This window comes from Bacteroides sp. FSHCM14E1 (assembly GCF_019633785.1).
Taxonomy (GTDB): domain Bacteria; phylum Bacteroidota; class Bacteroidia; order Bacteroidales; family Bacteroidaceae; genus Bacteroides; species Bacteroides hominis.
In genome coordinates, this window is sequence record NZ_JADKYL010000003.1 from 282,066 (window position 1) to 298,920 (window position 16,855).

Annotated in this window: 14 protein-coding genes; 5 read left to right on the forward strand and 9 right to left on the reverse strand. The window is 46.4% G+C overall.

The window, feature by feature from the left end; all coding sequences use genetic code 11:
- Positions 1–20 precede the first annotated feature (20 nt).
- From ISX59_RS06865 to ISX59_RS06885, 5 genes are read left to right on the forward strand one after another with little or no spacing between them, the layout of a single operon-like run.
- Positions 21–2,882, forward strand: coding sequence for an FAD-binding and (Fe-S)-binding domain-containing protein (locus ISX59_RS06865; RefSeq protein WP_220575757.1), 2,862 nt, complete (start codon positions 21–23; stop codon positions 2,880–2,882).
- 23 nt (positions 2,883–2,905) lie between these two features.
- The gene (locus ISX59_RS06870) at positions 2,906–4,069 is read left to right on the forward strand and encodes an acyltransferase family protein (RefSeq protein WP_005779079.1); all 1,164 of its coding nucleotides are present in this window, start codon (positions 2,906–2,908) and stop codon (positions 4,067–4,069) included.
- Positions 4,066–4,902, forward strand: a complete 837-nt coding sequence (locus ISX59_RS06875; RefSeq protein WP_005822879.1) for a BadF/BadG/BcrA/BcrD ATPase family protein — start codon at positions 4,066–4,068, stop codon at positions 4,900–4,902. The genes ISX59_RS06870 and ISX59_RS06875 overlap by 4 nt, the downstream gene beginning before the upstream one ends.
- Before the next feature lie 25 nt (positions 4,903–4,927).
- Positions 4,928–5,773 (forward strand): N-acetylmuramic acid 6-phosphate etherase, encoded by an 846-nt coding sequence (gene murQ, locus ISX59_RS06880; protein WP_005811927.1) that lies wholly within the window; start codon positions 4,928–4,930, stop codon positions 5,771–5,773.
- Between the two features lie 31 nt (positions 5,774–5,804).
- Positions 5,805–7,727 carry a serine hydrolase gene (locus tag ISX59_RS06885; protein WP_220575758.1) on the forward strand — a complete coding sequence of 641 codons (1,923 nt, stop codon included), beginning with the start codon at positions 5,805–5,807 and terminating at the stop codon, positions 7,725–7,727.
- 65 nt (positions 7,728–7,792) lie between these two features.
- Here the strand turns inward: ISX59_RS06885 and ISX59_RS06890 are convergent, their stop codons facing one another.
- The 9 genes from ISX59_RS06890 to ISX59_RS06930 all read right to left on the reverse strand — a co-directional run bounded on the left by ISX59_RS06890 (position 7,793) and on the right by ISX59_RS06930 (position 16,819).
- Entirely contained in the window at positions 7,793–8,479 is a 687-nt protein-coding gene (locus tag ISX59_RS06890) for a Crp/Fnr family transcriptional regulator (RefSeq protein WP_005822874.1), read from the reverse strand.
- 46 nt (positions 8,480–8,525) lie between these two features.
- Positions 8,526–9,791 carry an alginate export family protein gene (locus ISX59_RS06895; protein WP_195317464.1) on the reverse strand — a complete coding sequence of 422 codons (1,266 nt, stop codon included), beginning with the start codon at positions 9,789–9,791 and terminating at the stop codon, positions 8,526–8,528.
- A gap of 32 nt (positions 9,792–9,823) precedes the next feature.
- Complete coding sequence (ccsA, locus tag ISX59_RS06900; protein ID WP_005811936.1) at positions 9,824–10,615, reverse strand: cytochrome c biogenesis protein CcsA; 792 nt, start codon at positions 10,613–10,615, stop codon at positions 9,824–9,826.
- A complete protein-coding gene (locus tag ISX59_RS06905) occupies positions 10,612–11,853 on the reverse strand; it encodes a cytochrome c biogenesis protein ResB (RefSeq protein WP_032540341.1) in 1,242 nt (413 codons plus the stop codon). The genes ccsA and ISX59_RS06905 overlap by 4 nt, the downstream gene beginning before the upstream one ends.
- A 3-nt stretch (positions 11,854–11,856) precedes the next feature.
- Entirely contained in the window at positions 11,857–13,338 is a 1,482-nt protein-coding gene (gene nrfA / locus ISX59_RS06910; RefSeq protein ID WP_032540342.1) for an ammonia-forming cytochrome c nitrite reductase, read from the reverse strand.
- A gap of 25 nt (positions 13,339–13,363) precedes the next feature.
- On the reverse strand, positions 13,364–13,951 hold the full coding sequence (nrfH, locus tag ISX59_RS06915; protein ID WP_005779097.1) for a cytochrome c nitrite reductase small subunit: 588 nt from the start codon (positions 13,949–13,951) through the stop codon (positions 13,364–13,366).
- A 138-nt stretch (positions 13,952–14,089) separates the two neighbouring features.
- Positions 14,090–14,593 (reverse strand): pyridoxamine 5'-phosphate oxidase family protein, encoded by a 504-nt coding sequence (locus ISX59_RS06920; protein WP_220575759.1) that lies wholly within the window; start codon positions 14,591–14,593, stop codon positions 14,090–14,092.
- 121 nt (positions 14,594–14,714) lie between these two features.
- Positions 14,715–15,266, reverse strand: a complete 552-nt coding sequence (locus ISX59_RS06925) for an FKBP-type peptidyl-prolyl cis-trans isomerase (RefSeq protein WP_005779102.1) — start codon at positions 15,264–15,266, stop codon at positions 14,715–14,717.
- An 11-nt stretch (positions 15,267–15,277) separates the two neighbouring features.
- Complete coding sequence (locus tag ISX59_RS06930) at positions 15,278–16,819, reverse strand: glycine--tRNA ligase (protein ID WP_005779103.1); 1,542 nt, start codon at positions 16,817–16,819, stop codon at positions 15,278–15,280.
- Positions 16,820–16,855 lie beyond the last annotated feature (36 nt).

Here is a 16,855-nt window from a genome sequence, read left to right on the forward strand (position 1 = left end):
GCCCGACAAACAAAGAAACAATGAAAACGGAAAGAAACTATGACGAATTCCTGCGAGACATCAGCCGATTTATCCCACAGGATAGAATATTTACCGACGAGCTCCATCGCCTGGCATGGGGGACAGATGCGGGTTTCTACCGACTGATTCCTCTAATTGTAGTTAACTCGATCGACGACGATGAAGTATTCGAAATGATCTATCTGGCCGACAGATATAATATACCGGTAACTTTCCGCGCTGCCGGAACCAGTCTTTCGGGACAGTCCATCAGTGACTCTGTTCTGATTATAGCCGGCAAAGGCTGGGATCACTACGAACTCTCACCCGATCACGAACAGATTTACCTGGAGCCCGGTATCATCGGACAACGGGTAAACGAGATCCTCGCACCTTACGGACGTAAATTTGCTCCCGATCCGGCTTCCATAAAAAGCGCCATGGTAGGTGGAATCGTAATGAACAATGCTTCGGGCATGAACTGCGGGACACATGCCAACAGTGATAAGATGCTGCTGTCGGTACGTATCATACTCCCTGACGGATATTATCTTAATACCGCCAGCCAGGAATCCCGAGAAAACTTTGAAGAAGATCATCCCGATTTCCTCCGCCGCATCTGCGAGCTACGTGACCAGGTACGCAGCAACAAAGAACTGAGTGCACGTATCCGTTATAAATATTCAATCAAGAACGTAACAGGGTTGAATATTCTTCCCTTCCTCGTATACGATGATCCGTTCGATATTATTGCCCACCTGATGGTAGGCTCGGAGGGCACATTAGCTTTCCTTTCCGGTGTGACTATGAAAACGGAATACGACTATCCGCACAAGGCAAGCGCCATGCTCTATTTCAGCGACATCAAAGAAGCATGCCGTGCAGTGGTAGCCATGAAAAAACTCGTCAACACAGATGGGGAGTGGATTGTAAAAGGTGCGGAACTGCTCGACTGGAAATCCCTGGCTTCTGTGAATGATCCGACGGGAGAAGGGCTAACAGCCGTATTGACCGAAACCAAAGCACGCACACAGGAAGAGCTCAACCACAACATCACTGTCATCGAAGATACATTAAAGGCATTTAAAACCTACATCCCGGTCCACTTTACCGACCGTCCCGAGGAATATTCCAAATATTGGGCAATCCGTTCGGGCATTTTCCCCTCTGTAGGAGGAACCCGTCCTCCGGGAACAACCTGTCTGATTGAGGATGTGGCCTTCCACATTGAAGACCTCCCCGAGGCGACAGCCGAACTGCAACAGCTCATTGCCCGGCACGGATACGATGACGCCTGCATTTACGGTCATGCGTTAGAAGGCAATTACCACTTCATTATCAACCAGTCATTCAGTAATGAAGTTGAAATAAAACGGTATGAAGCCCTGATGAACGACATAAAAGAACTGGTAGTGGACAAATATGACGGCTCATTAAAGGCAGAACACGGCACAGGACGAAACATGGCTCCGTTCGTAAAGCAGGAATGGGGAGAAGAAGCTTTCGCTATCATGAAGGCAGTAAAACAACTCTTTGACCCCAAAGGATTATTTAATCCGGGTGTTATCTTCAACGACGACCCTCAATGCCATATCAAACATTTCAAGCCTCTCTCGCCATTGGCAATAGGAGAAGGCTCCGAAGTGACACGCCAGATAGACCGGTGTATCGAATGCGGATTCTGCGAAGTGAACTGTCTCTCGTGCGGATTCACGCTCTCCTCACGCCAGCGCATTGTCATACAGAGGGAAATTTCACGCCTGAAAAAAAGCGGGGAAAATCCGCAGTTACTGGAAACACTGTCCAAGTTATACCGGTATCCGGGTAATCAGACCTGTGCCGGTGACGGCCTGTGTGCCACGTCTTGTCCGATGGGTATCAATACCGGTGACCTGACCCACCTCCTGCGTCAGGCAGAGCTACCGTCCAACAGCACCGGTTATAAGGCGGGAAAATTTGCCGCCAATCATTTCGCAGGAATAAAAAATGCCCTGCGACCGGTACTGTCACTTGCCAATACGACACACAGCCTGCTGGGAACTTCCAGGATGACTTCCATTACTCGAAAGATGCACAACGTATGGGGACTTCCGCAATGGACACCGGCCATGCCTATGAGCTATAAGATACACAAGAAGGACAACAACAAGGCACCGGATGCAAAGAACAAGGTGGTCTACTTCCCCAGTTGCATCAACCAAACTATGGGATTGGCAAAAAATTCTCCCGTAGAGCAACCTTTGATTAACAAAATGCTCTCTCTGCTTCAGAAAGCGGGATACGAAGTCATCTTCCCGCCCAAGATGGAGAAACTCTGTTGCGGAACCATTTGGGAAAGCAAAGGTATGCTGGATATAGCCGACAGCAAATCGGCTGAACTGGAAGCCGCCTTATGGGAGGCCAGCGAACAGGGACGGTATCCAGTACTTTGCGACCAGAGCCCTTGTCTGCACCGTATGCGTGCCACTATCCAAAAGATGAAGCTATACGAACCGGCTGAATTTATCTATACGTTCCTGCGGGATAAACTGGAATTCACTCCCACAAACCGTCCCGTAGCCGTACACATCACATGTTCCATGCGTAAAATGGGATTGTCGAATACACTGATTTCACTGGCCGGACTATGTTCAACGCAAGTGCTTGTTCCGGAAGAGGTGGGTTGTTGCGGCTTTGCCGGAGATAAAGGATTCACCCGGCCGGAACTCAACACTTATGCTTTACGCAAACTGCGTCCGCAACTGGAGAAAGCAGGAATCAGTATCGGCTATTCAAACAGCCGCACCTGTGAAATCGGTTTAGCCACTAACACCGGCATCCCCTATGTATCGATTGCCTATCTGGTGGATCAGTGCACTCGTCCACGTGAAACAAAAGAATAACTTAACACTTAAATAAGAATGCAATGAATCAAACAGCCAACAAACGTCTACTTGCCCTCGATGTGTTGCGGGGTATCACTATCGCAGGAATGATTATGGTCAACAATCCCGGCAGCTGGAGCTACGTATATGCTCCCCTCGGACATGCGGCATGGATCGGTCTGACTCCGACCGACCTGGTCTTTCCTTTCTTCATGTTCATCATGGGCATTTCCACCTATATATCATTAAGAAAGTATAACTTCGAATTCAGTCATTCTGCAGCCTTGAAAATACTTAAAAGAACCATTGTGATCTTTGCCATCGGTTTGGGAATCGCATGGTTCTCCATGTTTTGCCACACTTGGAATTCACTATCCGGCGAAGATATTCCATTCTTCTCCCGTCTGGGGGAATCAGTCTGGACTTTCGGTCACATTCGCATCCTGGGTGTCATGCAGCGATTGGCCCTCTGCTACGGCGCAACGGCTATCATCGCTTTAATCATGAAGCATAAATACATCCCATACCTGATAGCCGCCTTGCTAATCGGTTACTTCATCATCCTGATCACCGGAAACGGATTTGAATACAACAGTACCAACATCCTGGCGGTGGTGGACCGTGCCGTATTGGGCGAGGCACATATGTACAAAGACAACGGCATCGATCCGGAAGGTGTATTAAGCACCATACCTTCGATAGCCCATGTGCTGATAGGCTTCTGCGTAGGCAAACTGCTGATGGAAGTAAAAGACATCAATGAAAAAATAGAACGCCTGTTCCTGGTTGGCACTATCCTCACCTTTGCGGGTTTCCTGCTCAGCTACGGCTGTCCAATCAGCAAGAAGATCTGGTCACCGACATTCGCGATTGTCACTTGCGGACTGGCATCCAGTTTCCTGGCACTCCTCGTATGGATTATCGACGTGAAAGGTTATACACGATGGAGCCGGTTCTTCGAATCGTTCGGAGTCAACCCACTATTCATCTATGTGACCGGAGCCGTTCTCTCTATTCTGTTGGGCAACATACTGATACCTTATGACGGTCATACCATCAGCCTTCACGGATTTGTGTATAAGATCATCCTCCAACCCCTGCTCGGCGATTATCCCGGTTCTTTAGCATTCGCCATCTTATTCGTAGGGCTGAACTGGTGTATCGGATACATCTTGTATAAGAAAAAAATATATATAAAGATATGATACTAATAGCAGACAGTGGTTCTACTAAGACCGATTGGTGTGTAGTAGAGCATGGACAGTTAGTCCAGCAGATTTTTACGAAAGGCACTAACCCTTTCTTTCAGTCTGAAGAGGAAATCAGTAATGAAATAGCAACCGCCCTGATTCCTCAATTAAAGACAAACAAGTTCGAGACTGTTCACTTCTATGGAGCCGGTTGCGCTTTCCCCGACAAAATAGAAACGGTGCGCAAAGCCATAGCTGCGCATCTGCAAGTAAGCGGAGAGATTGAGGTCAGTACGGACATGCTTGCTGCCGCCAGGGGACTGTGTGGGCATCAACCGGGCATCGCCTGCATCATGGGCACAGGATCGAACTCTTGTTATTATGACGGTAAAAACATAGTCAGCAATGTATCGCCATTAGGATTTATTCTGGGTGACGAAGGCAGTGGAGCGGTTTTGGGTAAGCTGCTGGTAGGCGATATCCTTAAGAATCAAATGACTCCGGGACTTAAAGAAAAGTTCCTGGAACAATACAACCTGACGCCTGCCGAAATTATCGACCGGGTATATCGCCAACCGTTTCCAAATCGTTTCCTGGCAAGTTTCTCTCCATTCCTGGTCGAACACCTCGATGAACCGGCCATACGCGAACTGGTTCTGAACAGCTTTAAAAAGTTCCTGAAACGCAATGTAATGCAATACGACTACCAGCATGCCCGGGTCCATTTCATCGGTTCAGTAGCGTTCTACTACAAAGAATTACTGTCGGAGGCGTGTAAGGCAATGGGGATTCACCTGGGAACGATTATCAAGAGTCCGATGGAAGGACTGATTAAATTTCACGAGTAACGTATACGAATAATAGAACAAAAACATGAATAGTAATATAGAAAAATCAGATAAAACATCCTTCGTCAAGATTTCCGAGCAACCCTCGCTCTACAGTGATCTTGAGAAGAAGTCGGTCCGCGAAATACTGGAAGATATCAATACCGAAGACCAAAAGGTGGCTCTTGCCGTACAGAAAGCTATTCCTCAAATTGAAAAGTTAGTCACACAGATTGTCCCCCGCATGAAACAGGGGGGACGCATCTTCTACATGGGGGCCGGAACCAGCGGACGCCTCGGGGTTCTCGATGCTTCAGAGATCCCTCCCACTTTCGGGATGCCTCCCACATTGATCATCGGGCTGATTGCAGGCGGAGATACCGCCTTGCGTAATCCGGTGGAAAATGCCGAAGACAATACCACCCGGGGGTGGGAAGAACTGACGGAACATAACATCAACAGTAAAGATACCGTCATCGGTATTGCAGCCTCAGGTACGACTCCCTATGTGATCGGAGCCATGCATGCGGCACGCGAGCACGGCATCCTCACCGGTTGCATCACCAGCAACCCGAACTCGCCGATGGCCGCAGAAGCCGATGTACCCATCGAAATGATCGTAGGTCCCGAATATGTAACAGGCAGTTCGCGCATGAAATCAGGAACAGGACAGAAGATGATTCTGAACATGATCACAACCTCGGTTATGATTCAACTGGGACGCGTGAAAGGCAACAAGATGGTCAATATGCAGCTTAGCAACCAGAAGTTGGTGGACCGCGGCACACGCATGATTGTCGAAGAACTCGGGTTAGAATATGACAAGGCTAAAGCACTGTTGCTGATGCACGGTTCCGTGAAAAAAGCGGTGGATGCATATAAAGCCGGATAACAAAACCGAACCCTCCTAAACTTACAATACCATGAATACGAAAAACAAAGTTCACTTCTCCCCCATCTCCCTGCAGGAAAGAAAAGGGACGAAATCTCTGCTCACCGCTTTGGCGCTTCTGTTCTGCAGCCTGCAAGCTGTCGCACAACCTCTGCCACGCGTTGCCCCCGAGCAAGTAGGCATGGATTCTCACCGTCTGTTGCATGCCGACGAGGCTATTCAGAAGGCGATCCTTAACAAAGAAATACCGGGAGCCGTACTCGCCGTGGTCCGTCATGGCAAAATGGCCTATCTCAAGGCTTATGGTAACCGGCGGATCTATCCCAATATAGAACCGATGGAGATAAATACCGTCTTCGATATGGCTTCTTGCAGCAAGCCGATGTCGACTGCTGTTTCTGCCATGATTCTGATTGAACGCGGACAACTGCGCCTACTCGATCGCGTCAACCTCTACCTGCCTGACTTCCGGGAATGGCAGGGAGAGAACGGAGAGAAACAGGACATCCGCATTGTAGACCTTATGACTCACACTTCGGGCCTTCCACCTTACGCACCGGTAGCCGAGTTACAGAAAGAGTACGGTTCACCCAATCCGGAAGGGCTCATGAAGTATATTTCCACTTGCAAACGTGACTTCAAGCCTCAAACGAATTTTCAGTATAGTTGCCTCAACTATATCACCTTGCAACATGTCATCGAAGTCATTACCGGACAAAACCTGCGGGACTTTGCCAAAGAGAATATCTTCAATGTCCTGGGCATGCAGCACACCGATTATCTGCCCACCGTACAGCAGAAAGACGGAAAGTGGATAAATACCGTAGATTACCCCTGGATGGATTTGATTGCACCTACCGAGAAGCAAAAAGACGGAAGTGTACTCTGCGGACAGGTGCACGATCCGTTGGCGCGCATCCTGAACGGAGGAATCTCCGGCAATGCAGGGGTCTTCTCGGACGCCAATGATATTGCCGTTCTCGCAGCTGCCTTGCTGAATGGGGGCGAATATAATGGTCGCCGTATTCTCAGCCCACTGGGGGTAAAAACCATGCGTACCGTTCCCCGTGAAGTAGCCGGACTGGGACGCACTCCGGGATGGGATGTCTTCTCAGCCTATGCCTCAAATCATGGCGATCTCTTCGGGCCGAACACCTTCGGGCATACAGGATATACGGGTACTTCCATCCTGATTGACCCAGATAACGACACGGCCGTCATCCTGCTCATCAACGCCGTGCATCCTGAAGACGGACACAGTGTAGTCCGCCTCCGTTCGCTGGTTGCCAATGCAGTAGCCGCTTCTATCTGCCCGCCCGCACAAGTATATACGGATCATTATTACAAACGTTTCCTGGAATTTGAAGCAGATGCTCCCATCGGACCGAAGGATATCGTAATGGTGGGCAATAGCCTCACCGAAAACGGTGGAGACTGGAGCATACGCCTGAATAAAAAGAATATAAGAAACCGCGGAATCATTGGTGACGAAGCAATGGGAATTTACCAACGTCTTTTCCAGATATTGCCCGGCACTCCCCGAAAGATTTTCCTGATGGCAGGAATAAACGATGTGTCACACAACCTGAGTGCCGATAGTGTGGTAGAACTGGTTACTCTGGTCATAGACAAAATACGAACCGGATCACCATCCACCGAACTCTATCTGCAGAGTCTTTTACCCATTAACGAATCGTTCGGACGATACAAAACAATGACCGGTAAAACCGACCTGATACCCGAAATCAACAGTAAGTTGGAAGCACTTGCCAAAGACAGGAAAATACCTTTTATCAACCTTTTCCCTCTATTTACGGAGAAAGGTAGCAATGTGATGCGGAAAGAACTGACTACGGACGGGCTCCATCTGACGGAGGAAGGCTACAAGATTTGGAGCAAAGCATTGAGAAGGGTGTGTCGAAACTCACCACAGAAGGCAAAGAGTAAATTTTAAGCCATTGATTATCAATATTGATAACCTGTGTGATCTGTGGTGAAAAGACTCTTGACACAGCCCTTTCAAATATATTCTTTAAGTGCCGCCATATCTTCCAGCGTCACCACTTTCTTATTGATTGAAATCAGGCCCTCCTTCATCATCTTATTTATTTCTTTCGAAAGTGCAGGGCGGGTTACCCCCAGATATTCTGCCAACTGGACCTGATTATGCTCCAATATAGCCGTATTCGGAGAAGTCTTATGCTCCATGAAGTAATAAACCAAACGGCTACGCAGCATCTTGTAAGAAAGAATCCTCAGACGGGTGACCGTACACTTGTTACAATTGCCTGTGACACACAGGAAACGGTGCAGTAAATCGGGTACGGAACTGATCAACTTAAAAACGGAAGTACGGGTAGCCATCAGCAAAACAGAATCTTCGCTGGCAGTAAACGTAGCAGGCAAGAGATTCTTATCGCCAAACAGATGGGGTGTGGCAAAAGCACGGGGAGCACGGATATCTTCTACCTTCACCAGATTTCCTGCCACATCAACGATATTGACCTCCAGTTCTCCCTTCAGCAATACATACAAATGATTGCAATAGGTGTCCTGCTTCAATACGACCTCTTTCCTGGCAACCTCGTACACCGAAAGTTCCAGTTCCAAAGGCAGCCGACGTTGCAAACTGACATCCATATCCTTAAATAAAGATATCTGCCACAAGATTTTTTGATATTCGTCTGTAAACTCTACTTTTACCACAATGCTTGTCTTTTTAGCAAAGATAGCATTTTCTCCCGTACCAATCCTACCACTTGGTAAATAAAATACGCGGATTGATGTTCAGTGTCAGCCATCCCCAGTCCTGCCAGCTCTTATGGCTGCCACCTTTTACAATGTCCATATATTTAGTTCCAAGCATGGTCGAATAACCGGCTGTCAGTTTTACATCTTTCATCAAAACATAATCTACCTGCAAATCGAACTCCGATCCCAGACTGCGTCCTTCTTTACCGTCTGTGGCCGTTACGTCATAAGTCGTAGAAAAATGGTGATAATTCAGTGAAAGCCCTATCTTTTGGGTCGGCTTGAAATCAACACTGAGTATTTTGTCCCACAAACCTTTGTTATAAGCCGATGCATAAAAATAATCCATTCCTCCATAGAATTTATGATGTGTCCCGTAAAGCGGATCAAAAGTAGTTACCTTCTTACTGTCGGGATCTCCGCTCAGGTAGTCCGTGCCGAGGCTTACACTCCACTTTGGATCAATCTTATACCCGGCTTTCAAGCTGAACATATAAGCAGATACCTTCTTGCCGGCTTTGTTTTTACCCGACTGGTAATAGACGCTACCGTTCAGCAACCATGCCCCGGGTGTATACACCAGATAAGTACCCATCGTCTGCATATTAGCAGTTTTACCCTTTTCTTCCGTCCCTGTTTCAAATCCGGTATTCATAAAAAGCAGTGAAGCAGTGAAATCTTTAGCCCACCGGCCATTATACCATACCGTTTGCATGGTTTTATAAGGCTGTCCACCGGGAGCATAATAAGTGCCACCATAGGAGCGATCTTCATTATTCTGATTAAAAGCCAGTATCAAATGCAACTTGTGCATCTTGCTTTCATACCCCAACTTCAATGCATCGTGGAAGCGGCCTGCCACATTCCAGTCCAGTCCGCCAAGCAGACGCTCATCATCATACGAGAGTGGCTGACGCCCCAACTGCGCAAACAGGCCTTTTGAAAAATCAAGCCGTGCCCAAGCTTCGTGCAAAATAAACCGTCCGTTTTTATCGATCTGCGGATCCTGCCCCCACACCCCTACATGCTGTGCAGCAAGTTTCATTTGCAGGCGATCGCGCTGATAACCTAAGGATAGCCGTGCCCGCTCGTTGATAAAGAAAGTCGGACTTGCGCCTTCGGGACGGGGGTTCAACACTCCATTGCGGTATTCACCACGAGTACGTATTTGTGCATCAATTGTAAACTGATTCTCCTTTTGTTGCTGTGCAAAGGCGGACAGCGGTGCAAAAAGCATTGCTGCCCAGATTAGATTCGTGATTCTCATAACTCAATTAGTAATTAGTAGTTAGCGATTTATCAATTCAAATTATACGTATGTACGCTGGTTCCCTGTGCCGATGGCAGATAATTAATGCCATACCAACACATTTGCAGCAATGCAAAACAGATGAGGAGTCCGACAAGTGCCACACGTACTTTTTGCCGCCTGTTCATCCGGTAATGGATATAACAGAGATAGCCTATCCACGTGGCTGCCGCCCAGGTTTCCTTCGGATCCCAACTCCAGTAATGCCCCCAGGCCTCTTTAGCCCACAAAGCTCCGAACAACATTCCCAATGTCATGAAGGATAGTCCTACATTGACCAAATTATCACACAGTTCCATCTCACGTTCTTCGGTAGCTTTTTTCTTGATCCAAAGCAGGTATACCGCCATAACGGCCGCTGCGCCCAACATAGCATAAGCAAACATATATACAATGACATGCGGTGCAAACCAAGGACTTTGCAAAGCAGGCATCAAGGTTTTATTATGTATCTCGGGTTTAAACAGGTTGATACAGATGAATACAAGCGAAAGAACAAAGCTGAAACTCAGAATCCACTTATATCGCCAGCGGCTATAAGTGATGATGCCTGCCAAAGGTAAAAAGAAAGAATACCACAATCGGGTTTCACCCATTGTACGCATCGGAGGCCGTTCCAATGAAATCCACATCCCAAGGATAAAAGCAAAAAAGACGGCCAGTCCTGCCAACGTGGCTGCATAAACAACAAACTGGCGTTTCTCTTTCCATGCGGCAACGGCACCGATAGCCCAACACAGAAGAGCTGCCATGGCAAATATCACAAAATGATCCCAACTCATACGTTGTCCTCCTTTCTTTTCTGTGACAGGGCGAACAGGCAGACAGCTCCGGCTATCATCATCCAGATACCGGTATAAACCACCGGTAACCACGGATCACGAACCAGTTCAAACACGCTTATATCGCTCCAGCGACCTTTCGACTCGTCATAACTGAACTGATATATTTTCCATCCCTCCAACTCAAAAGGTTTATTTACCTCAATCGTAGCCGAATCACGGCGTCCCGACTCCGTATAAACTTTCACCTCGGATGCAAAACGGCGAGGTTCACGCTCAGGCATTACCAAACTGGTCTGATCGTCAAGACGGATAGCCTTATAAGGAAACATAAAACTGCCACAACTCACCCATCCTTCATGTTTCCGGCCTGTTTTATCATTCACTGCCGTCAGATAGACAGCATAAGCAGCTCCCATTGAAGGAAAGTCCACAAAGTTCAAAGTATCCTGAGTCGCTACACTGGCTGCCAAAGGGAGTTTCTTCTCTATGTGGATTTCCCAATCGAGCAAATGCCCGGCATGAAAATCATCTTCAATCAGCAGGTTTTCCGGCTTCCCGACCGGCAGTGCTTTACCTGTTTCATTGTCAATCAACATCAATTTCGGGGGATATTCATCGATCGTAAAGTTCTGAAGCTCGATAGCCAAAGGCAGCTCCCGCATTTTCTGATTTTCATCGGAAGCCCGCCATTCGGCTTGTCCTATCTTTGTAGTCATATGCAGACGCTCCATATCGGCATTTCCCAATACAGCTCCGGTCAGTGCAAGGAAAAGTCCCAGATGGTTCAGCACAAAAGGAACGTCCCGCCAATGGAAATGATGAATCCGCCGAATGGTGGTCAACCCCAACAAAGTGACCATCCAGAGGAACAACAGCACAAACGAACAGGCGGACAACATTTGGGAAAATCCCAACCAGGTTTCAATACCGGACAAAGGTATATCGGACTTCACCTGGCGGATCAGTCCCATCACTACAGTGAGCACGGCCACTGACACCATGGATGAAACAGCGGCCTGGCAGCTCCCCATCCACCGGATAAAATAACTCTTTTGTGAAAAGGTGTAGGCCGATAACAAGATAACGACATATAGCAACCCTACACACACATTCACAGGGTAAGAAAGAATGGAAAGTGTGCACTTCCCCAACGTCATTTGCAGGAAAATGCCTGTCAGAAAAAGTCCGCCACAGATGGCGAACCCTTCTTTATATCCCCAAGGTTTCTGCCACATAGTTTACAGTTTAGCCAGACGACCGTTAGCCTTCGCTTTCTCCAACCATTCGGGTACTACTGTTTTCAGGAATTTATCTTTCGCTTCACGCTCTTTCTGCATATCGAGACCGATATACTGCTGCGCTTTCTCTTTAGTCGAAATATCAGGCATCGGCACATCGGCTGTATAGCCATGCTGAGCCAACACTTTTGAGATGGCAAGACGGGCCTGCAAAGCTTTATCAAGTCCGTGTCCCAGAATGCGCTGTATCTCTTGCGGAGCATGGAACGCACCACCGTGTGAAGCCACGCCGAAATCCCATCTCCACTGGGCCTGGCGAATCAACTTCAACGCCTCTGCCATCTGAGTATCCGTCGCACCTTTATCCCAGGCGAATTTAGCTTCAATATGCGCTTTAGCCAACTCCTGTTCCAGACGGCCACGAATTTCATTCGCTTTACGCTGACGGTCATATACATTATTCCGCAATGTCTCTTCGCTCTCACGATGACAAACCTGACAAGTCCGGTCGATCATAGCTAACGGACTCTGAATGTGGTGATCGCTGAATTTCATGCCTCCCTCGCTTTTGTAGGGCATATGACAATCGGCGCACGACACTCCGCGTTGGGCATGAATTCCCATCTGAGAAATCTCGTAATCCGGATGTTGTGCTTTCAGTATACGGGCTTTGCTCAGTGCATGTGTATAATCGGCAAAGTCGGCCTCGTCATAGTAGGCTTCCATATCTTCTACCGAAAATCCTTTATCCCAAGGGAAAGTCAGGTATTTGCCATCTCCCTTGAAATAATATTCCACGTGGCATTGTGCGCATACCAACGAACGCATTTCCTGCGGAGTCGCTTTATCGATATCTTTCCCCTGACGGGCAAATGCCTCGCGCAAAGCCGGACGGCTAATATGAAGTTTCATATTCGTCGGTTCATGACAATCGGCGCAACCTATCGGATTGACGATCTCACTACCGAAAGCTCCCCACTTATTATTATAGAACGAATCCACTCCAATAGCTTCCATCATGCGAGGAACGTCCGGACTCTTACAAGTCCAGCAGGTAGAAGGTTGCGGCCCGCTTTTATCATCCATCGGCGCACCGGTACGGAGTGAATGTGTAATGTCCTCAATAGCATGCATATGTCCCCTCGGAGTCGAATAATCTTTTGAGAATGCATAGCCGGCCCAAAGCACCACCATCTCGGGACGTTGTGCAAGTACATCTACCGCTTCGTTACCGTTAAATTCACTCTCGAAATCGGTCTTAGCCGTTTCTTTCCATGTTTCATACTCACGTGGGTAGTTATCCCCAAACACTTCGTTTCGTGGTTCTATTCCGGTAATTTCCACCCGTTTGTTATTGAAAACGCTTACCGTCTCTGCCCGGCGTTCCATCAGCGCCGAGACAACAAGCCCAAGCACAAAAACGACTACCATCGCTCCGCAGAACAACAACCATCCTTGCCATGATTTCAGTTTCTTTTCCATAATTCTGTTATCTTGATTTTCTATATTATTCGATCATTTTTTTCAACCATTCCGGTGTAGGAGAATCCGGATAAGGGACTAACGCATTAGGAGTGGATGCGACACTGTTACTTCCTCCATGCGGTACGTCCCGATGACAGTCCCAACAAGCTTTCCCTTCACCTACCTGAGACATCATATAATCTATCCGTCCTGTACTTACAAATTCAGTGTTCAGTTGTGTATGACAACGAATACAATTATTCATAATCACCTCCGAGCTTTCACCATTGGCACGAACCACATCTTTTTCTCCATGGGTGAGGAATACGGCAACATGACGCATACCGTCCATTCCCTTGAATACCCATTTCTTCACTGCATTTTCGTGTGGAACATGACAGTCATTGCATGTAGCATTCCTGCTATGCGAACTATGAAACCACGTCGCATAATACGGTCCCATGATATGGCAATTAACACAAGCAGCCGGATCATCGGTCAGATAGGTATGTGCCCGAAGCATATAAAGGGTCAGAGCCCCTCCACCTACAATCACACCTGTTATAATGATCGCAAGTACTCTCCACTTACGCGAAGGGAGTAACCATTGGATATATTCTTTTACCTTCATAGTATGTATGCTATGTATTTATGCAAAGAAAGGGATTTCCATTTAAAAAGAATGTAATCCAGATTACATTTGCGAAAGAAAAATAACCCATGCTAAAAAAACAAAAGATAAACAAAGGAGAGATAAGGCAGGGGCTTCTTAATAATCCGGACAGGGCTGATTCATTTTCTTACACTTACCGGATATTGTTTTAATAACAAGTTTCAAGACGTGGGTACGGTGAAAAGACTTTTCCATATACTTCAACCCCACCTTTTTATCTTCCGGAGAATATTTATCAAGCAGAAGTTCCAATGCCTTTCGCTTCTCAGTTTCTTCTAACTGACAAATCATAGTCCCGTTAATCACGATACTTTCATACTCGGTACTAAATTGATTGGAAACAACGCGCGTGCGTCCTACCACGCAAAACGATGCCTGATTACAGTCTTGAAGTATACAAAGCTTACGCCCTTCGGGAGCACAATGAAAATAGATAGACTGTTGTTTATCCCATACATAATTAATGGGAATGCCATAAACACCTTCTTCAGGTGAAGAAATAGATAACACTCCGTATTCTCCATTTTCAAGTAAACTCATTGCTTCATCTTCCGATAAAAGGTGGTCCTTCCGTCGGATTAAATCGTTGATATATTCCATTCTATCAAAATAAAAAAAGTAATATTTACTAATAAATCCATAGAAAAAATCCCCTGACTTTTGCCTCAACCTTTAATTAAGCCAAAAATTAGGGGATTCAATATCCAGTGGAACCTATCCTTTATTCATCCAATATTTCTTCCAATTGCATATCAAAGATCAAGGTCGAATAGCCTGGAATTTTATCAGATCCGCTTGTTCCGTAAGCCAATTGCCACGGGATATAAACCAGCCACCTTTCTCCAACACGCATACGTTGTAATATCTCGGCCCAAGCAGAGACACCACCAACTGTAATAAAACTTTGGATAACAAATTTACTTGGTGAATCAAATGGACCCGGTTTATCCCCTTTAAAATTCTGATCAAATGTTTCTCCAAAAATGAAACTTCCACGATAGAATACATTTACAGAATCGGTATATAGAGGAATAGCTCCTGTATCATTAGAAATTTTCTTCTTATAGTAAATTCGCAACTTAGGATTTATTTCCGGTGCAAAAGCTTTCAGCTCGGGATCCTTCTTGTCATCAAATACCGTCTTCAAAGAATCAATATATCCTTCATTACGTGCCCTCCAATTATCAAACTTTGTAGCTTCTTTCGTCTCTTCACAAGAAACAAAGATAAGGGCCAGTAACAGCAACGGTAATAAATAGATTTTTTTGTTCATTCGCTAAAGAGTTATTGGATTGTTTTCAACAACGAGGTAATACTTACCCGGTCGGCAATGATATTATTCAATTCAGAGATTGCCACACGTTCCTGCTCCATAGTGTCGCGATTACGCAGTGTCACACAATTGTCTTCCAATGTCTGATGGTCAACAGTCACACAGTACGGAGTACCGATGGCATCCTGACGACGGTAGCGTTTACCGATACTGTCTTTTTCATCATACTGACAATGGAAGTGGAACTTAAGATTGTCAATGATCTCACGAGCCTTTTCAGGCAGTCCGTCTTTCTTTACCAACGGCATTACAGCCAACTTCACGGGTGCCAATGCAGCAGGCAATTTCAATACGATACGACTTTCACCGTTCTCCAGCTGTTCTTCACAATAAGCGGCAGACATAATGCTGAGAAACATACGATCGACACCGATCGAAGTTTCGATTACGTACGGAGTGTACGATTCATTCAACTCGGGATCAAAATATTTAATGCTCTTTCCGGAGAACTTCTCGTGCTGGGAAAGATCGAAATTAGTACGAGAGTGAATACCTTCTACTTCTTTGAAACCGAATGGCATCAGGAACTCAATATCGGTGGCGGCATTCGCGTAGTGAGCCAATTTATCGTGATCGTGGAAACGATAATGATCATCGCCAAAACCAAGTGCCTTGTGCCACTTCAAACGAATTTCTTTCCATTTCTTGAAATATTCCAATTCGCTGCCCGGACGAACGAAGAACTGCATCTCCATCTGTTCGAACTCACGCATGCGGAAGATAAACTGACGGGCTACAATTTCGTTACGGAAAGCTTTACCGATCTGAGCGATACCAAAAGGAACTTTCATACGACCGGTCTTCTGTACATTCAGGTAGTTTACGAAAATACCTTGCGCAGTTTCCGGACGAAGATAAATTTTCATGGCTCCATCGGCAGTAGACCCCATATCGGTAGAAAACATCAGATTAAACTGGCGGACTTCCGTCCAGTTCTTGGTCCCGGAAATAGGACATGCTATTTCTTCGTCGATAATGATCTGGCGAAGTTCTTCCAGATTGTTATCATTCAGTGCTTTTGCAAAACGTTCGTGCAATGCATCACGCTTTGCCTGATGTTCAAGAACACGGCCATTCGTGCTGCGGAATTGGGCTTCATCGAAAGCTTCGCCAAATCTCTTGGCAGCCTTGGCTACTTCCTTATTAATTTTATCGTCGTACTTAGCCAGTTGATCCTCGATCAGTACATCGGCACGATAGCGTTTTTTAGAGTCTTTGTTGTCAATCAACGGATCATTGAATGCATCCACATGTCCGGAAGCCTTCCAGATGGTAGGGTGCATAAAAATTGCAGAGTCAATGCCGACAATGTTTTCGTGCAGCAGCACCATGCTGTCCCACCAGTATTTTTTAATATTGTTTTTCAGTTCAACACCCATCTGTCCGTAGTCATACACTGCGCCCAATCCGTCGTAGATATCGCTTGAGGGGAACACAAAACCGTATTCTTTGCAATGTGATACTAACTTCTTAAAAACATCTTCTTGTGCCATCGTCTTATTTTCAATTTAGTCATTTACAATTTACAT